This window comes from Elusimicrobiota bacterium, from assembly GCA_026388075.1.
Classification (GTDB): domain Bacteria; phylum Elusimicrobiota; class Endomicrobiia; order Endomicrobiales; family JAPLKN01; genus JAPLKN01.
Genome location: JAPLKN010000115.1, coordinates 1 through 19,798, shown reverse-complemented (window position 1 = coordinate 19,798; position 19,798 = coordinate 1). Strand labels below are relative to the sequence as shown.

At 42.4% G+C, this 19,798-nt stretch carries 15 protein-coding genes and 2 tRNA genes; 1 reads left to right on the top strand and 16 read right to left on the bottom strand.

Annotated elements, in window-relative coordinates; translation table 11 throughout:
* Positions 1 to 448: 448 nt before the first annotated feature.
* The 16 genes from NT145_06020 to NT145_05945 all read right to left on the bottom strand — a co-directional run bounded on the left by NT145_06020 (position 449) and on the right by NT145_05945 (position 18,811).
* A tRNA-Met gene (locus NT145_06020) sits at positions 449 to 522 on the bottom strand.
* A gap of 83 nt (positions 523 to 605) precedes the next feature.
* Positions 606 to 2,552, bottom strand: a complete 1,947-nt coding sequence (locus NT145_06015) for a hypothetical protein (GenBank protein MCX5782242.1) — start codon at positions 2,550 to 2,552, stop codon at positions 606 to 608.
* Positions 2,553 to 2,592: 40 nt separating this feature from the next.
* Positions 2,593 to 3,579, bottom strand: a complete 987-nt coding sequence (locus tag NT145_06010) for an aldolase catalytic domain-containing protein (protein MCX5782241.1) — start codon at positions 3,577 to 3,579, stop codon at positions 2,593 to 2,595.
* A gap of 11 nt (positions 3,580 to 3,590) precedes the next feature.
* Positions 3,591 to 4,649 (bottom strand): DUF1646 family protein, encoded by a 1,059-nt coding sequence (locus NT145_06005; GenBank protein MCX5782240.1) that lies wholly within the window; start codon positions 4,647 to 4,649, stop codon positions 3,591 to 3,593.
* Between the two features lie 170 nt (positions 4,650 to 4,819).
* Positions 4,820 to 5,683, bottom strand: coding sequence for a methylenetetrahydrofolate reductase (locus NT145_06000; protein MCX5782239.1), 864 nt, complete (start codon positions 5,681 to 5,683; stop codon positions 4,820 to 4,822).
* Positions 5,684 to 5,724: 41 nt separating this feature from the next.
* Positions 5,725 to 5,810, bottom strand: a tRNA-Leu gene (locus NT145_05995).
* 318 nt (positions 5,811 to 6,128) lie between these two features.
* On the bottom strand, positions 6,129 to 6,293 hold the full coding sequence (locus NT145_05990; protein MCX5782238.1) for a hypothetical protein: 165 nt from the start codon (positions 6,291 to 6,293) through the stop codon (positions 6,129 to 6,131).
* 122 nt (positions 6,294 to 6,415) lie between these two features.
* Positions 6,416 to 7,678 (bottom strand): toxin-antitoxin system YwqK family antitoxin, encoded by a 1,263-nt coding sequence (locus NT145_05985; protein MCX5782237.1) that lies wholly within the window; start codon positions 7,676 to 7,678, stop codon positions 6,416 to 6,418.
* 492 nt (positions 7,679 to 8,170) lie between these two features.
* Complete coding sequence (locus tag NT145_05980) at positions 8,171 to 8,590, bottom strand: prepilin-type N-terminal cleavage/methylation domain-containing protein (GenBank protein MCX5782236.1); 420 nt, start codon at positions 8,588 to 8,590, stop codon at positions 8,171 to 8,173.
* A gap of 82 nt (positions 8,591 to 8,672) precedes the next feature.
* Entirely contained in the window at positions 8,673 to 9,233 is a 561-nt protein-coding gene (locus NT145_05975; GenBank protein MCX5782235.1) for a hypothetical protein, read from the bottom strand.
* A complete protein-coding gene (locus tag NT145_05970) occupies positions 9,230 to 11,359 on the bottom strand; it encodes an ATPase, T2SS/T4P/T4SS family (protein ID MCX5782234.1) in 2,130 nt (709 codons plus the stop codon). Before NT145_05970 ends, NT145_05975 begins: the two co-directional genes overlap by 4 nt.
* Positions 11,360 to 11,848: 489 nt before the next feature.
* Positions 11,849 to 12,220 carry a response regulator gene (locus NT145_05965; GenBank protein MCX5782233.1) on the bottom strand — a complete coding sequence of 124 codons (372 nt, stop codon included), beginning with the start codon at positions 12,218 to 12,220 and terminating at the stop codon, positions 11,849 to 11,851.
* A gap of 1 nt (position 12,221) precedes the next feature.
* The gene (locus NT145_05960) at positions 12,222 to 15,593 is read right to left on the bottom strand and encodes a PAS domain S-box protein (protein ID MCX5782232.1); all 3,372 of its coding nucleotides are present in this window, start codon (positions 15,591 to 15,593) and stop codon (positions 12,222 to 12,224) included.
* A 50-nt stretch (positions 15,594 to 15,643) separates the two neighbouring features.
* On the bottom strand, positions 15,644 to 15,916 hold the full coding sequence (locus NT145_05955; GenBank protein MCX5782231.1) for a PAS domain S-box protein: 273 nt from the start codon (positions 15,914 to 15,916) through the stop codon (positions 15,644 to 15,646).
* A 337-nt stretch (positions 15,917 to 16,253) separates the two neighbouring features.
* A complete protein-coding gene (gene rpoN / locus NT145_05950; protein MCX5782230.1) occupies positions 16,254 to 17,639 on the bottom strand; it encodes an RNA polymerase factor sigma-54 in 1,386 nt (461 codons plus the stop codon).
* Between the two features lie 386 nt (positions 17,640 to 18,025).
* On the bottom strand, positions 18,026 to 18,811 hold the full coding sequence (locus NT145_05945; protein ID MCX5782229.1) for a hypothetical protein: 786 nt from the start codon (positions 18,809 to 18,811) through the stop codon (positions 18,026 to 18,028).
* Between the two features lie 634 nt (positions 18,812 to 19,445).
* Here NT145_05945 and NT145_05940 point away from each other — a divergent pair.
* Positions 19,446 to 19,769 (top strand): hypothetical protein, encoded by a 324-nt coding sequence (locus NT145_05940; protein MCX5782228.1) that lies wholly within the window; start codon positions 19,446 to 19,448, stop codon positions 19,767 to 19,769.
* Positions 19,770 to 19,798: the final 29 nt, after the last annotated feature.

Here is a 19,798-nt window from a genome sequence, read left to right as displayed (position 1 = left end):
TGAGCTCAGCCGAAGTCCGACCTTGAGCTTGTCGAAAGGGAGTCGAACTACTATGCTTTACTCCTTCGACTCGCTCCGCTCGCTCAGGATGGTTCGACAGTTTAATATTTTTCAAAAGAAAACTCCCTTCCAACCAGCTCGTGGTGAGGGCTTCGACTGAGCTCAGCCGAAGTCCGACCTTGAGCTTGTCGAAAGGGAGTCGAACTACTATGCTTTACTCCTTCGACTCGCTCCGCTCGCTCAGGATGGTTCGACAATTGGTTGCTTAATCCCCAAATAAGAATCCCCTCATTTCGTCTCGTGGTGAGCGGACCGAACGAAGTGAGGGGAGTCGAACCATTGCGGGGAGAGTCCTTCGACTCATTATATTCGCTCAGGACTATAAAACTTTAAAAGAAAAACTCGCCCCACGGTCTCAAATATTGAGCGAGCGAAGCGAGTCGAAATATTGCGGGGAGAGGATTTGAACCTCTGACCTTCAGGTTATGAGCCTGACGAGCTACCGGGCTGCTCCACCCCGCGATTATTAAAAAGGGTTGTTATAATACCAATTCCGTCGAATTTTGTCAAATTGCTTATAATTAAATTCTTCACGACAAGGCAATTCATTTAGTTTTGCTCTTTGGCGGTGTCTGCCTATATTTTTCCCATAATTTCATGTAAGTAAAATAGGCGGGCCTTAATTGGCGCAAAAAAGGGCTGAGTTTCCCTTTCCCCTGACTCGTTATTCCCATAAATTCTTCATAGCTCCATCCATCTAGAAACGGCGCGCCAAACTGAGGCACTTTATCCTGAACGTCCGGCAAAAATTTGGGCGGCGGGCCTGCCTTCCACCATTCATCAATCCATTCAAAAATAACGCCCCCAAGCGCATTTCCTTCTCCGCTGCCCGAAAAATTACTTTCGATATCAATCCAGTTACCGCGGTGATAGTCGGCCTGGCCTTCCTCGGCGCGTTTCCGATTCCACAATTTGTGAAATGCGGAACATCCGTATTCCGTTATTAAAACCGGCCTGTCAAAAGCGTTTTTTACGTCCCAAAATAGATTGCCAAAACCCTGCTCTCCGCGATATGAATTGCACCCGAACACATCAACTTCAGGCGCTTTCTGGGCGCAGATATCAAGGTAGAGAAGGTCGCCGTTAGATACAGCGACCGGCCTTTTTTCGGGGTCTAAAGATTTGATCAAAGCTGCAGCTTTATTCACAAATTCATAATAAGCATCGGGCTGCTGTTTTGCTCGGCATCCTGAACCGGGAGTTTTTCCGGGAATGCCTGGAATACCGTAATTGTTTTCATTTCCTAAAACCCACATTAAAATATACGGCTGGTCTTTGTATTTTTCAACCATTTTTTTTACGCTATCAAGCATGTTCTCTTGCTGTTGCGGATCCGTATAGTCAGTTCCGGAATACCATTCAGCGCCTGAACCCGTAGCATACATGCCCAGGAAATCGCCCATAAGATACATGAACCCGTAGTTTTTATATCCATTCATCAAAAGTTCATTATTGAATCCGCCGTGATGGTATAACCGCAGAGTATTGACACCCATTTTCTTCATTAGTTTGAAATCGCCAACAGTTTTTTCGGTTTTGTCGCGGAGATTATTCCTGTTTTTGTCAACAAAAGCTTCATAAGCACCATCAATAATTCCGTTCTTGTTATTATCAGCCCACATCCAGTCTTTTGAAGGATTAAGCGTACCTGTATCCGGGCTTAAACCCACTTTGTTGGGAGAATATGCCATGCCGCGGATGATATATGGCTCTCCGTCAACAAAAAGCGTCCATTGTTTATTTGGCCACTGTGCGAGTTTTACCCTTCCTGTGCCAGTAAGTTTCACTATTTTGAGCTTAGAAAAATCCACCTTTGGTTCTGGAAATTCTTGAGGGCTTCCTCGAACAATCTTTCCGGGATTAATAATAAAAATGTCATTTCCTCTGCTCGCATCAAAACTGTTTAGAACATATATAGAAGCCTTTTCCAGAAGAATCCCTAGTTCGGGATGTTCTCTGCAGAGGTATCTGATTTTATTTATCGCGACAGGCCCGATATACCATACCGTTCCCCAATATGTTACCCCGCTGGACCTAGGGAAATGAACCGCAATCGCATAATATGCTTTTATCGCGCGCAGCAGATCTCCCGACCGCTCGAGAGCAAGTGCCGTGTAATAAAGTTTTACACCCGGATCATCTTGAATAGTTGCCCATTTATAAAAATTAAGCTGAAAATTGTCTGTATTTACATAATCCCACTGGGTTCCTTCAAGTTTTCCTTCTGCCTTCGCTTCTTTATATTTCGGATCCTGCAAAACGCTTTGAACATTTGGAAATATTCCTTCCCCGACCGCTTTTTTCAAGCCCGCAGGATCGGCCATTTTATACGCATAAGTATTTTTGCCAACGTCAACAAAAGTCCCATATTTTTCATAATCAACGATATCTTCACTACCCTTGTCATATAGTTCAAATGTTGAACTCAAACAATATGAAAAACATCCCGAAAAAAGAAGAACAAGAATCAGAGTCCAGCACCTTAAAAACATCTCTTTCTCCCGTTTATACATTATGAGTGGGTTTGGCAAACTACTCTAACATCTTATCGTAAAAATCCAGATACTTATCTTTATTTTCACCATCTCTGAGTTCCATAGCCGATCTGGGATGTTCATTTAATTGTCCGGTTATCATGTAAGGTATGCTGTATCCCCAATCAATATTTTCACGCAGAGGAACAAAAAGGTCTTCTATACATTTTAGTACCGGTCTAAGATCATATGCGGGATTTTTAAGAAATCCTAATAAAATTTCAAGGGAACAGTTACCTGCTCCGCGCCCGAATCCATTTATAGTTGAATCAACCCGGCTGGCACCCCATATTAACGCTTCAATAGTATTTGCGAAAGCCAGCTGCTGATTATTGTGCGTATGTATTCCTATCTCTTTTCCGCTACCTTTTAAAATTTTATTGAAATGGCCCATTAATCCCCGAATCTGCTCAGGATAATATGCGCCAAAGCTGTCAACAATATAAACAACATCTACAGGACTCTTGGCAAATAGTTCCAGCGCTTCAAAAAGTTCGCTTTCCGGAACCACTGAGACTGCCATCAAGTTAACCGTTGTTTCATATCCTTTATCGTGGGCATCTTTTACCATATCTAGTGCGGTCGGTATTTGATTTATATAAGTAGCAACTCTAATACAGTCCAAAACGCTTTTTTGTTTCGGCAAAATATCCGTATGGTAGTCAGTTCTTTCAGCATCCGCCATAGCGCAGATTTTAAGCTGTGATTTTTTGTCACCAATAATGCGCCTGATATCTTCTTCATCGCAGAATTTCCATGCACCGAATTTGTCTTTTGCAAACATCTTTTTTGACGCTTTATATCCAAACTCCATATAATTAGCGCCGGCTTCAATGCAAGTATTGTAAATTCGTTTAACAAAATCATCATCAAACTGATGACTGTTCATCAATCCGCCGTCACGGACGGTACAATCAATAATTTTGATATCCGGCCGATAGGTAATCAGCGATCCTTTTGTTTCCTTGTATTTTCCTTTTACCATAGCACCGTCCTTTACGAAGAAATAAAAACTTCAAATATAAGAAAATAAATAATCATAACAATAAAACCTAGCGGTACTCCGTATTTAGCCCATTGTTTACTCTTTATTCCAAGCCTTCCCGCAGAAATAATATTTGGTATATTTCCCGGGATAAGCATCCCTCCGGCTATTAAAAGCCCCATTAACACATATTTAATCTGCAGCAACGACATTTTGGGGCTGATTTCCGCCGCGGACAAGGTTGCATTGTCCATTACTGCAGACAAAATATTTATCCAATATAACGCGCCCCCGGGCAAATGAATGATATACTTATCAATAATCGGCTTAAACCCCGCTCCCAAAAATATTAGAGCCATAATAAAAAGATATACTTTTCCTCCGCGAATAAAAATATCTTGTATTTTCTCGTTGGTTTTCTCATGAAGTCCACTTTCGTTTTTTTGACTCGTATCTTTCAAGAAGAATCCCAAGATGCTGAAAAATAAAATTCCAGGAATAATAAATTGTCCCGCATTTCTTAACAGAAAGAAAAAATCCGCATAATAGGGCCCCCCTCGTAATTTTGCAATCATAATTGTTGAAAGCGGCTCGCCTATAGGGGTCAACGCAGCGCCAAACCCGATTGAGAAGCATCCAAGAATTACTATTTTTATTTCTAATCCCTTTTGGTATTTTAAAACGCTGATTATTTCAACTAAAAGTATTGCGGCCATAATTGCCGTAATAAAACTTGAAAAAAGGCCTAAAAACAAAATTAGTGAAAATGTGAACCATTCCCTTCCAAGTGATTTTTCTATCCCTGAAATATATTTTTCAATTTGTTTTTTAAAAATAAAAACAATTATACCGACAACAACTACGGCTAAGGTTATCATAATGGGTTCAACAAGCGCTTCTTTTACAAGCCGAAAAGACCACATTTTTTCATTATTCCAAAAATGCGAAAACGTAACTGCAAGTATTCCCATGAAAAAAAGAAATGCCTCAAGATTTTTTTCAATAAAGTGAACAGTTATAGGCAATACTAAAACCAAAATAATAATTATAATCAGGCTGACTTCCAACATATTAAATCCTTTTTTAATTAAAAAGTCATCGCGAGCCCGAAGGGCGCGGCGATCTCAATTCATCAAACACTGAGATTGCTTCGTCGCAAACTGCTTCCTTTGTGTCTTTCTGCCACAAAGGCCCAAAGGCGCGCAATGACGTTTTCAAGATTCAAACGGAATTATTATCCTTAACCAACTTCCTTCAATATTTCCGGGATGTATTCTTCCATGCCGATTGCCATAATATGGACGCCATCGGCAAACTTTTTCAGCTCTTTAATAGTTTCTGCGCAGATTTTTATTCCTTCCTTCAGAGGTTCCTTTGAGGATTCTATCCTTTCAGCAACTTCTTTAGGGATACTAACTCCGGGAAGATTGCCTAAAAATTTAACAAACTCAGGCGATTTTAAAAGTGTTACTCCCGGCAAAACCTTTACGCCAAAGCTTTTTACCTTGTTGTAAAATTCCTTAAATTTTTGAACATCAAACACAGTTTGTGTCTGAAAAAACTTTGCCCCGGCTTTGGCTTTCTTTTCCATCATCATTATTTGAAGCTCAACCGGATTTGCCGTAGGATTAACAACAGCTCCTACACAAAATTCCGGCGATCCTTTTAGTTTACCGCCTGAAAGGTCGGATCCGGATTGAAGAGTTTTTACGGCATTTAGAAGCTGGATCGTATCAAGATCATAAACACCTTTAATATCTTTATATTCTCCCACGCTCGGATGGTCTCCGCTGAGTATCAAAATATTTCGTATTCCTAACACATAGGCGCTCAAAAGATCTGACTGCAACGCAATACGGTTTCTGTCCCGGCAAGTCATTTGTACAATGGGCTCATATCCTTTATCTAAAAGTAAATGGCTAATCGCTATTGAACCCAACCGCATACAAGCGCGCTGATTGTCGGTCACATTTATTCCGTCAACTAAAGGCCCGATTATATCCGCCCGTTTCATAAGGACAGACGTATCCGTCCCTTTCGGAGGAAACAGTTCCGCCGTAATAACAAATTTATTCTGTTTAAGTTTTTCGCAGAGTTTGGACATCTTTTTACTCGCTCAATTCTATTTTATTTTGTTGAAACTACTGGGCGGGGAGGGAATTGAACCCTCACGGTCCGTGAGGACCTCAGGATTTTAAGTCCTGTGCGTCTGCCAGTTCCGCCACCCGCCCGCTAACGACAGTTACCAGTGACCAGTTATCAGTTACCAGTAAAGACAAAAATAAAAAATCAAATCTAAGGAACAGCCGACAAAGTCGGCTCGTGGAGTTTACCCTGAGCGAAGCCGAAGGGCCACCCGCCCATACACTACAGTTCAAAAGTTAACCAGTTCACGAGTTCACAAGTTAAAAGACACGACATAAAAACAAGGAACACCCAACGAAGCTGGGTTGTGGAGTTGATCCCGTAAAAGAGCGAAGCTCTATACGGGATCACCCCGGCGATAAAACAGTACTTAGTCAATAGTACTTAGTACTTGGTAAAAACAACTACGCCAAACTACCAAGGAACTCAGGATGAAACCCTGAAAGCCCTTTATTCAAAAGTGTTTTATTATACAATATGTTTTCACTTATGGTCAAACCAGCACTATTGTCTTCATCTTCTTCTGGTGCCCAAAAAGTGTCCGGTCGGTTGCCCAAACTATCAATCATGTCTTGACTGTAAGAAGATAAGAGATGGCCTGTCCAAATGGAAAATCAGATTATATTTTTGCAATACTTATTATTATGAGCTAACTTTTTGTTACAATCATGGCTAATTATAAATATTAATTCTATTTAGGTTGTTCTTCCAAATACGGATAATCTTGATTAAATTCAAGCTTTCCTCTGTCGTCATAACTTTTGCGGTTAATGAGACTATCATTTTTATACGTGTCTACTTGTGCCGGTGTTTCGCTATTATACTTGGAATATAAAATAGAAGTTCCATTTTTCTTGCCGTTCTTATAACTGGTTATTTCCAAGATCTTTCCATTTTCATTAAATGATTTTGAAAGTCCGTCTATTGCGCCTTTTTTGTATGGAATTATGCTTTTGGGAAGTCCGCTTTCATAATATTCTTCATGAATACCGTCTTTCACATCATTGATATATAGGCCCTTACTCATCAGGGTGCCATTGTTATAGTATTCTTTTATCAATCCGTTTTTTTTGGAATTGTTATAAGTGCCTTCAAATTCCAGATTGCCGTTCTTGTGGTAAGTCTTCGAAGGACCGTCTAAAACCCCATTCTTATAGGTTTCTTCCGACTTAAGAAAATTCAATTCAGAATAAGTCTTTACTACCCTGTCGAATTTGGCCATTTTATAAGTCCCTTCTCTGTCCGGACTCCCGTCATTTCGATACTCTTTGAAACTGCCGTTAAGCTCTCCGTTCAAATAATTATACTCTGCTTTTATTTTCTCATTTCTGTAGTATTCCTTATACGCTCCGTTCAATTTACCATTTTGAAAACTGCATATTAGTTGTGTGCTCGGCGATTCCGGAGAGTTCTCAAAATCAAAGTAATTTACCGCTGAACCGTTGAGTTTCCCATTCACAAAATTCTTTTTGGCCATTATGTTTCCGGATTTATAATATGATACGGTTTCGCCTTGCAGTTTCCCATTTACGTACGGGAATGATGATTTGATCTGTTCTTTTTTAAAATACGTTAACACATTTCCCTGGATTTTCCGGCCGGCTATCGGAATCTCAAGGATTCCGGATCTATCCGATAGTTCCTCCTGCCATATCTCAGTTTCACCCTGAACAGACTGTTCAGGTACTTTTCCGCGGTATTTTCCATCTATCAATTTATTGCCAATAGTAGAAATATTTATTTGAAAATCATCCGGTTTTTGAGTTGCTTTACCTATTACGTTCTTATCTTGAAGAAATACAATATTTTCCGCACCTTGGTCATCCATGGAAATTTCTAAAGTTAAGTTTGAATCCTTCGCCGGTTCACTATTTGTCTGTACCGGCAATTCTTTACAATAAATAATTGTATTACAAATAGAAACACATGACATTATTAAGAATATTCTTTTCATTAATTCTCCTCCCTGCGACTTCCTTAGTTATCTTAAATGGAGTCCCGCTTTAGCGGGGCCAATTCCCTTTTCATTCTATACTTGGTTTTGATAATTATATATATTTAATTTGGGGAAAGAAAGCCTCTTATTATTCTTGGGGATAGGTGAAAATGACATCCATAATTTAGGGCATCGCTGGGAAATTTGTGGTGTCCAAAAAGTGTCCATATGAGGTTCAAATTCGTTAAAATTGGTTAAAAGAGGTTAAACTAAGATTTGATTGATTTTTTGGAAGGATTGTTATTTTCCGTCGGCAAAATTTTCTCCGAAATGAACCTCAGCCCAGTCCGCCCCGCCACAGGCGGGGAATAGTCAAATTTAAGAAAGTAAAGCCGGGCACGGATTTACTGAATTAGTGAAGCAGTGCCCTTCCGAAACTTTAGTGAAGGATGGCCTGACACAGATTCCTCACTGTTAAATATAAAGACCCCTTTCCCCCCTTTTTCTTTCTTATATCTTTTCCTTGAATTTCTTTTCCTTGACAATCTTTTCCTTGACTATCTCTTCCTGGACTACCTCTTCTGCCTCGGGCCCATGTATAGAACACACCATCTGCGTCTGATATGCTTCGCTGTTCTGGGGTTCGGAGACCCACGCATAAACCCCGCCGGACGGGCACTTCGGCCTGGCTGTAAGAAAATTGCCATCAACAAGCTCCTGCATTGAATTTGAGTGCCGCTCCTTTTCATATACATACCGCTGCTCGGTGCGCTCAATAAGCCGCAAGGTGTAAAAGCATGCTTTTTCCGCTGCTATCTGACGGCTCCGCAAATAATTCAGCGTCAGAACACCGCCGGCTAAAATACCGATTATTACTATCACTACCATCAGTTCAACTATGGTAAACGCTTTGTTATTAAGCAGTTTCATTCTATTACCTCACTTGTTTTCAAACTGCTGCTGCTCGGCTTTTGCCGCTATTATTCTGCCTGCGGCTGAAACCATGTTGTATTCATTTTTCTTTTACAACGGGAGCGCCGCTGCGCACCTCAACGAAAATATCCCTCACCCCGTGCGTTTCCGGCGATGGACAACAAAAAATATTTTTCCCGTCAAGCTCCTTAAAAACATACTCTTTCCCGCTCCCGGGACACACCAGGAACGGACTTAGATATTTGACGACAATCTGCCCGTCTTTATAAATAGCGTCCATTGAATCCGGAAAATTACCGTGCGAAGTATAGTAAATATCCACAGCCCTTCTGATCTTCCAAAGATTACCAATGCACAGATTCATTTTGGGATCTTCATGTGCGGGACGCCCTAGGGCCCAATACCGCGGCCCTTGAAACAACCTGCTCTGTCTTACGGTTAAATATGCCATATATGTCATTAAAGCCGCGACAACAAAAACACCCACGGCCGCTGCCGTGCGGACAAGGAATTCCTTTTTTCGCTTTTTCAAAGCAGCTAAATGAATGTCCTCTTCCTGTTTTTTCCGCCTTGCGTCAAAATCTTTCAGAATATCTCTGACAGTATCTTCTCTGCCGGCATGCCTTTCGTCTTCATTCATTTATCTCTTTTCCTCCGTTTTATCAGAATCTCTATTCTTTTAAAAAGCCTGTCTTTATCATAAGGTTTCGTGATGTAATCGTCGGCACCGGCATCAAAACCTTCAATCTCGCTCTCCTTATCCTGCTTGGCCGTCAGCATTATTATTGGGATACCCGCCGTCTCAAGATTAGCCCGCAGTTCTTTGACAGCGGAAATTCCATCCATAATAGGCATCATCAAATCAGTAACGATAATATCCGGAGCTTCCATTGTGGCTAGTCTGACAGCCTCTCTGCCGTCTATTGCCTGAAGAACATCGTAACCGGCATCTATTAGCCTCTGTGCAAGAATAAGCCTTAAGTCATTCTCGTCGTCGGCAATAAGGATAAGCGGCTTTTCTCTTTTTACTTCTTGGCGGACATCTTCCTTTAGGCATTCTTCTTTTATGGGCAGATCTAGTAATTGAGCCACCTCTTCCAAAGTGGTAATTCCCCGAATGACCTTCTCTATACCCGCCTCAACAAGCGTCCTCATTCCCTCATCTCTGGCCTTCTTCACTATTTCTGTTTCCGAAGCGCCTTTGCTCACCAAGCTCCTTATTCCATCTGTAAAAATAACCATCTCGCAAATGGCTGTTCTGCCATAAAAACCCCTGAATCCGCATTTACTGCATCCGCTGCCATGATAAAATTCTTTTGCTTTATATACGTCTAAATATATTTTGTACTGTTTTAATAAATCCTCTTGCGGAGTATACTTCTCCCTGCAATGGGGGCATATCGTTTTTACCAGGCGCTGGGCTAAAACAAGGTTAACAGACGATGCTAAAAGGTACAACTCAAGGCCCAAATCACGAAGCCGGGTAATGCAGGCCACGGCGCTATTGGTATGCAGGGTTGAAAACACCATATGCCCGGTAAGTGCCGCCCTAAAAGCTATCTGAGCCGTATCCAGATCCCTTATTTCTCCGACAAATATAACATCGGGATCCTGCCGCAAGATGCTTTTTAGGCCGTTGACAAATGTAATATCCTTTTTCGCGTTAACTTGTATCTGGGTCACGCCTTCTACCAAATATTCCACGGGGTCTTCTATAGTTATTATATTCCGTGCCTCATTTTTCACTTCGCTGATGGCAGCGTGAAGCGTGCTTGTTTTGCCGCTGCCGGTCGGGCCGGTCACCAGGATCATCCCCTGCGGGCGCTTTATCTCTTCTCTGAATTTCTCCAAATCCTTTCCCTCAAAACCTATTCCGTCAAGATTAACTCCCGCATGCATCCTTCCCAGTATCCGAAGCACTACTTTCTCGCCATAGTATGAAGGAATGATAGATATCCTAATATCCACCTTTTCTTTATTTATCATAATAACCGATTTTCCATCAAAAGCTTTTCGTTCTTCTGTAATATCCAAATTGGATATTATCTTTATCCTCCTGACGAGAAAACCATGCAAACCCGCGGGTATCTTCACTATATTGCGGAGTTCTCCGTCGATCCTGTAGCGAACTGAGCTGTATTCACTCTGGGGTTCTATGTGTATATCACTGGCCCTGTTATTGACAGCATCAACAAATATAAACTCAACCAGTCTAACCATGGGTGAGGCGTCAGCACCATCGCCGCCATTCCCGCCTTTATCTCCCCGGCCCTCATCCCGTCCACTTACCGCTTCCATCTTTGATCCGACAACCGCGTTCTTCAGAAGATCATAAAGACTCTCGTCAGAATCGTACACTTTTTCGGTAAATTTATTTATATCTTCTTTCGTTGCAAGCACAGGAACGATCTGGGAACCCGTCAAGCTGCTTGATACATCTATGGCATCAATATCTTGAGGGTCGCTCATGGCGAGGATAGTTTTTCCATCTTCTTTACGCAGAGGCAATACTCCGTATCTCTTTGCTTTTTCGTACGGAAAAGCCTTTATGACCTTCTTATCAAAGACCTCCCCGTCAAGGGAGACTATCGGCATTTCAAATACTTCTGACGCTGTTTTTATAAGGTCTTCGTCACTAATAAATCCCATATCCACAAGCAGCTCTTGCAACGGTTTTTTGGCTCCGATCTGCTTTTCTCTTGTTTCGGAAAGTTGATCTATCGTAATAAAGCCTTTCTCCATAAGCTTGTCAATAAATATCGTCATTAACGATCACCTCGTAAAGGGGTCAGGTCTTGCAATGCGACAAATTTAATTCCCTTTTTTTATCCCGGCTGTATTATTCCTCTTTGCCATCCGAACTACAAGGTTAAGAGTGAGACAGGTTAAGGTTGAGAGAAACATTCAAAATTAACTACGAGATCCCGGATCCCTCCTGAGGCGGGCAGGCAAGCCCGGGATGACAGATTTTTCCGGATTCCTGCTTCCCAGACTGTGTCATAACTGTAGTTGCCGGTGTCTTTGCGACCCCGCACAGAAGAAGACTGTGTCAGAACCGCCTTTTTGGTAGCCACCCCGCTTGCGGGGCGATTTGTCTACGACGGAAAACGCAACCTAAAGGTTGCGGCTACAATGAACATCCGCCCAGTCCGCCCCGCCACAGGCGGGGAATAGTCAAGTTCAAAAATCCACATTATGACACAGTCTCTCCGCAGGAATGGCAACAACATCGGAACCGTAATGAGCGCGGCGCTATTATTCATTCAAGATTCTTTTCACTTCCTGCAGCAATTCTTTGACTTTGTAGGGTTTCAAAATAAACCCGCTCACCCCGATTTCTTGCGCCGTTTTGCTGGCCGGGAGAGCTTCAACGCTCGCGGTGAATATCACTATTGGGATGTCTCGTATCGCTTCACTGAGTTTTGCCCTGTGGCAAACCTCATATCCGTTAATCCCGGGCAACATCACATCCAAAATCACCATATCCGGCTTTTCCGTTTGCATCATATCCAGCCCGGACAGCCCGTCCGCAGCTTGTACCACGGAATATCCTTCCATTTCTAATCGGGCAACCGCCACTTTAATAAAATCCGGTTCATCATCAATAATAAGAATTTTTTTTGCCATATTACCCTCTTCTTTCCATTATCGGCAGCGTAAACGAAAAAATTGTGCCTTTGCCAAATTCTGACTCCGCCCAAATTTTCCCCCTGTGTTGTTCTATGATATTCCTGCTAATAGCAAGGCCCAGCCCGGTCCCTCCGGTTTTTCTTTGGTTGCCGGCAGAGATTTGCTCAAATTTGCCGAAGAGTTTATGCATATCTTCATTTCTGATGCCTGGCCCTGTGTCAGAAACAGAGACCTTGATGACATTATCCATCTTTTCCGTTTTGATAGCAACCACTCCTTTTTCCGTGAATTTAATGGCATTGTTCAAAAGGTTCGTTAAAACCTGCAATATCCTGTCACTGTCAAAACTTATTTTGGGCAGATTCTCCTCTATTTCCATCTCTAACCGCAATCCTTTTTCCTCGGCGAGGCGCAGCATCGCAGACCAGATATCCCTGACAGCTTCATTAATGGCTCCTTCCTGCACATTAAATTTCATCATCCCGGCTTCCATCTTTTGAATAACCAGCACATCGTTGATCAAACGGCCAAGCCTGTCAACATTTCTTTTCGCCATAGACAAAAAATCCTTTTGTTTTTCGTTGCACTCTCCTAACGATCCATCAAGAACAATATTGATCCCCTCCATAATAACCCCAAGCGGAGTTCGCAATTCATGCGACACCATTGAAATAAAATCGGACTTTATTGCCACCGCTTCTTTCATCTCTTGTTCCGCTCTCTTCTCCTGGCTGATGTCGCGCACAGTCGCTTGCAGGATTACCTTGCCGCCAATTTCAAATTTTGAAAGCAAGACAGTTGCCGGGAATTCCGTTCCGTCCCTGCTCTTATGAACCCATTCAAAAAATCGCGAGCCTTCTTTTATTGCCAGCGCCATCATCTCCCGCGCTTTATCAGCTGACAAGGCGCCGTCCGGCTGATATTCCGGAGACATAACCCCCAGCGATTTGGAAATAAAATCATCTTCATCCTTACAAGCAAACATCTTGATGGCAGCGGGATTTCCGGACATGAATCCCGCCTCAGGTGAAAGTGTCATCATGGCATCTCTTGATTCGGTAAAGAGAGAGCGAAATCTTTCCTCACTGTCACGCAAAAATTCCTCCGCCAGCTTGCGCTCGGTAATGTTGCGGCTTAAACCAAGCAGGCCTACAACTTGGCCGTCAGCATCGCGCAGCGGAGCTTTTAATGTGTCCACAAGCGAACGAGTCCCGTCCGGGTAAGTGAGCCACTCCTCATTTTGAAGCGGCATTCCCTGATTCAACATGATTTGGTCCTGCTTGCGAAAAGAATCAGATACCTCTTTACTGAATAAGTCATGATCTTTGAAGCCGATAATGGCTGAGATATCTCGATTAACAAAGCGGGCAAACTCAGGATTGCAGCCAAGATACACGCCTTGTTTATCTTTGTAGAAAACTAGGTCCGGAATAGAATCAAGCAAGCTGGATAACAGAGCTGTCTTCTCCTTCAAAGCCTCCCGCACGCGATATTCCTCAGTTATATCGCGTAAAACCATCACCGTACCAATGACTTTCCCGTTAATGTCACAAATAGGAGCGCAGCTGTCATCAATTTGATGCTCCGTGCCGTCACGGGCAATAAGTAATGTGTGTTTGGCCATGAAGACGGTCCGGCCTCCGGCTATAACACTCGGAACGGGACTTTCTACCGCTTCTCGGGTTTGTGTATTGATAATATGAAAAACATCAGATATCGGGCGGCCCTTTGCCTCGGAACTGAGCCAACCCGTAAGCTTTTCAGCGACAGAGTTCAGGCTAATAATGTTCCCCTCCGAATCTGTGCTGATCACACCATCACCTATGGAGCGTAATGTAGCGCCTAAATAGTCCTCGCTCTCGCGCAGCGCCTTCTCCGCCTGCTTGCGCTCGGTGATGTCTATGGAATATTCAATCATCTGGACAACATTTCCTTCGCTGTTAAAAATGGGGTCTCCGTGCACTTCAAAATATTTTCCATTGCCGTCTTTATCATAGTGAATATGTTCTGTCATTACAGGTTTTTTAGTTCTCATTACTTCTTTCAGCGGGCAGATATGTTCTTCTGTGCACGGACTGTCGCGCCTATGCGTTAAAGCATAACAGGTCAATCCTTTGGACAAATCGCCAAACCCCGCAGCAGAATTGGCTATTTTAATCGTATAATCCTTTACATCTATAACATAGAAAGGATAAGTAAGGGATTTTAACACCTTTTCTAAAAACTTTCTTTGCTCATCTATCTTATCTTCTGCCTTTTTGCGCTCGGTAATGTCTCTAAAGATACCTAAGAGATACGTTTTTCCAGCCAGCGTTACAGGAGAACTGTTAACATCAGCATAAAAAACACTGCCGTCTTTTCTTTTCACCGGAAGATCTTTAGCCACTGCAATCTCTCCTCTTAGTTGCCTCTCAAACTGTTCTATAACATAGGGTAGATCTTCCTTGGGATGAATGTCTGTGACCCCTAACTTCTTCATCTCTTCAAGACTATAACCTAACATTTGACAGACTGAACTATTGCCGGTATAAAATTTTCTTGCCTCCAAATCTGCCAGAAGCATTCCGTCGTTTGCATTATCAAAAATGGCTCTAAATTTCTCCTCGGAACTCCTCAGCGCATCCGCCGCCTTCCTGCGTTCTTCTTCTATCTGTTTTATTTTAAAGAAGCTCGGTATTTCATACGCGGTGATCTTTTTTGCTAATTCCGGCTCTTTCTTTAGATATTCTCTTATATAGTCCTCTATCTTCGAAGGATGTGCCATTATGAAACGGCATACCTCATCCCCTTTTGCCTTGCACATTATTTCAGACGCGACCAGAGTTACTCCAAAGCTCTCCTCGCACCATCCCGAGGAATAACCCGCATTCATTACGCATACGGGAAAATTGCTCTTCTTATTTTTTTTCTCCCAGGCATCAGACTCAAACGAGAAAGGATGGTCGTATATAAGGTAGAAATTCTCATCCGCAGACGGCCTCGATTCAGGAAATATATCCACAAACGCCCAGCCAGAATATGAGAAATGAATCGGTCCTGCCGAAAGTTTCTCAATCGGGTCTTTTAGTTGCATCCTGTTATGAAAATTCTTGGCATCTTGTTTTCCGATAGTATGAGCAATATCAAAAAGAAGCTGTCTTGCTATGTTAATCGCCGCTTCCTCTCCTTGCTCTTTATATAGTTCCTTAACAACATCAAAAAAGTCCACCGACATAGAGGCGGCTCTTACCAGAATATACCGCTGGCCAAATATTTCAATCGTGCCTTTTGTAGGATCTTCTTTCCTTTCCTTGAAATATTTACTCACATACTCTTGAGCCTTTTCGAATATCGGCTCAAATTGCTTTGGCACCTTAACTGTATCCAGCATAGCTTACCTCGCATCTGTGTTAATCAGTTTTTTATCCGTGTCTATCCGTGTTATTTCAGCCTTTTTTCCAGTTCTCTAATTTTATCTTTCAGCTCCACCATGCGGAGATCCCTGCCAACTGCGATTTTATTAAACCTTTCAAGTTCCTCTATTTTTTTCTCAAGTTCCAGCTTCGTTTTTTTCTCCTGCGTTATATCTCGAACGGTCGCCTGCAAGACCTTCTTGCCTTCAAGCTCCATCCGTGTCAATAATACGGTGGCAAAAAATTCTTCCCCATTTGCCCTTTTATGTGTCCATTCAAAAAAATGAGACCCTTTTTTCATTGGCAATAGCCATCATTTGCTGCGAAAAGGGGTCAGGTCTTTACATTTAACATTGCGAATGATGTGCGCCAATCGTCTCTCTCACCGTTACATAATGCAAACCTAAACACTTTGCTATCTCCACCTATTTGTATCCGTATCTAATGTGTACTTCAACGATCCTTAAATTTGCATTATTCCCCGTCCGCGCGGCGGACTATGGTGTTACCTTGCTGATGTAGCCGCCCCCTCAAGGGTGCATTGAAATGAGCGCGGGCTAAAGCCCGCGGCTACCTCTGATACCGCCCCGCAGGGCGGATGTTAAATGTAAAGACCTGACCCCTTTTCTGACCCCTTTTCACCCCTTCCGTGTTTTGGAAGACTCTAAATTCAGGGCATCCCTGTACTTAGCAACAGTTCTTCTCGAAATATTTATGCTCTGACCTTTAAGGGCTGACTGGATCTCAATATCTTTTAAAGGTTTTCTTGTATTTTCATTCTCTACGAGCTCCTTTATCTTTTGTTTTATGTTCAGCGAAGAAACCGTTCCCAGATCCTGTTTAATTCCTTTCACAAAAAAACTTTTTAAGCTGATTAAGCGGTCAGGAGCCTGCAGATATTTATTGGAAACTGTTCTGCTTACCGTCGCTTCACTAATGAGAAGCGCATCCGCCGCCTCTTTCATGGATAATGGCTTTGCCGCGCCGGCACCCTCGTCTAAAAAATCCTTTTGCTTGTCAACCAAATATCTGCATACCCGATTAATGGTGTTTTTTCTCTGCCTAACCGCATCAATAACCCATCTGGCATGGGAAATATTTTTTCTGACATACTCTTTTGTGACAGGATCGGCTTTTTTATCTTTTAATGCGTTATAATAAGCGGAGCCTAAAGATAGCCTGGGCAAATCTCTTTCATTTATCTCAATGTCGTAACCGCCGTTGTTTTTATGAAAAATGACATCGGGTATTATCCATACGGCCGTATCTTCGCCAAAGACTGCCCCGGGCTTGGGGTTAAGATATGCTATTCTTTTTTTTGCTGACTCAACTTCTTCTGTGGTGATAGAAAGCGCTTTAGCTATTTTTTTAAAATTCCCTTTTCCCAGATCCTCTAAATACCAATAAACTATCTTGTAAATATGCTTATCGCCCTTTCCTAAGTTTATCAACTGAATAAGCAGCGATTCTTTCAGGTTGCGTCCGGCAACCCCAGCGGGATCAAATGTTCTTACAAGATTAAGCGTGTTTCTGGCTTTTTTCACGCTAACATTTAACATGTCCGTGATCTCTTTTATATCCACTTTAAGATAACCATTATCATCAATATTACCTATTATAAATTCGCCTATTCGCATCTGCTCTTCATCCTTTGCAAATGGAACAAGCTGCTCGCGCAGATGCCCGTAAAGATTTTCTTTTTCGGCACTTAGGCTCTCAAAATAACTTTTTCTCTCTTCCCTTATGTCTGACCTTTCGTTTTCTGAGCTAATATTAAACTCATCGTTCCCCGCTTCCTTCTTATCAACAAGCGCTGAGATCACCTCATCAAGCCGGCTTTCATCCTCATCTTTAGTCTCAGATACCGGCTCTTCCTCTTCAAGAAGCAGATTTTCTTCCAACTCTGCCTGCAAAAAAGTTTTTAAGTCCATAATGTTAAGCTGTAACACATGCATACTCAAGAGCATTTTCGGCGCAAGCATCATATTCTGAATACCTTCAGGCCGCATATCCATAGGCGCCATAAAAATCCTCCTTTATATAATGTTCATTGTATCTGACAGCTTTATTTCCGGAAAAGCGGAAAAGGGGTCAGGTCTTTACATTTAACATTGCGAAAGATGTAAGACAATCGTCCCTCTCACCGTTACATAATGCAAGCCTAAACACTTTGCTATCTCTACCTATTTGTATCCGTACCTAATATGCACTTCAACGATCCTTAAATTTGCATTATTCCCCGTCCGCCGCGCCTGCCCGCCTGTGGTGGGGCGGACTATGGTGTTACCTTGCTGATGTAGCCGCCCCCTCAAGGGTGCGTTGAAATGAACGCGGGCTAAAGCCTGCGGCTACCTCTGATACCGCCCCGCAGGGCGGATGTTAAATGTAAAGACCTGACCCCTTTTTCAAACTATTCTGTTTTATAGATTAAGACCCCGCGGCATTTGTAAGAACCTCCCTGTTTTGAAGGGAGCGGTTCTTCACCTGGTCCAGATCGGGATTCCTTCTCGTTGAAGGTCTGGATCTCGCCTTCGGCAGAACCGAGCATACTGACATATTCCTTTTTCTTTAATTTGGCAATCAAGCCTTCGGTCGCAATCACCTCTATGTTACCCTTGATGCACTCAATATGAATGTTCCTCGTCTTGGCATCCGCGCTAATATTAGTTATTGTGCCCCGAGGAAGTATGGTTTTCACGCCAACAGTAACAGCTTCTATGGTTCCCGATATACTTTTTACCGTTGTCGTTGTTATTCCCTTAGCCTCATTTAAACTCATCTGGGCGCGCTGGCCTGCATTAATAAAAATTGTTGTATTTCTTGAAATAATTCTTACCTGCCCTGTTATTACTTCAAAATCGGCCATCGCTGTCTTTGGGTCAATAGAAGCAGTAATGTTATCACCTGCCTTCACCGTAGCTACCGAGCCCCCGAGCACGATTTGGATGAAACCCTCTGACGGCTCTATCTTGATTCCTCCATTCAACACTTCTATTATTGAACCGGAAGGAATATCAGGTAAAACTTGGTGCGGTTCTATCACTAAAACAGTACCATCCGGTTTGGTAACACTGATAGTTCCGGTGCGGTTAAGGATAAGATCTTTAGCCGTTAAACTGCTCTGAAAGAAAAAAAGCGCTAATGCCGCAAGCGCAATTAAGAGCACACTTTTTTTATTTCCCGATGTTTTCTTCATCGCTTCCTCCTGGTATAATGTTCATTATACCTGATTACACAGATTTTCACTCACAGATTACACAGATTAATACATAAACCTCTTTATTTGACAGCTTTTATTTCCGAAATTGATTAAAAACTCGTTTTAAAACCTCGATTTTTCCCCTGTTAATTCATCCCTTTGTTCCATCTGTGTAATCACTGTTTAATCTGTGTAATCAAGACATCCTAATCTTTATAGGATGTCTTTGTCTAACCCGCATAATAGCCGGGTGAATTTTATACCATAATATACTATATCATAGTATATTATATGGTATTCTTAATTTTTATGAGCCTTTACCGCACTATAATATGTTAAGTTATAATAAACTACTTGTCAAGTAAGCGAAGCAGGAAATGGTTTGGGAAAAAGGTTACCCGCTTGTGCCGTGTTAGCCCGCCACTGAATCTCTGGCGGACAGGCCCGAATTCCGTTCCAGGATAAGCCCTTCAACAAGCTCAGGGCCGATCCCGGAAATGAATTCTCATTCTTTTCCCTTTATGAATTTCCTAACTTTTTCATGGAGTCCCCACGGGCGTGCGACTTCCGCCATTCATTACAATGGAGTCCCGCTCTGCGGGGCCCGTGGTTTTCTAATCAGCGGGATAAAATGAAAATACCATTTACTCCGAAAGATTTCTTGCTGCCTTTGGGATGTTTTGTTATAGCCTACCGTGGGTTGCGTTTTTTCTTTGGAAGGGGCTTAGAACGAGGAGTGATCAAAGAGCCTTTTTTATTCTTGATGCGGCGCGGCCAATTACCGGTCATCTTCCACCAGTATAATGCATTACGCAGCTTTAACTCTTCATCTGTGATTTTAGGTTCCATAAAAAATCCCTCCTATTCTTTTGCTTACTTAGGGGGCCCTGAAAAACTCTGTGCCCCCCTTGATTACAGTGATTTTAAAAAGATTTCACAGATTAAGAAGACCTAAAATCTCTGCAATCTTGCCGTTATCTGTGT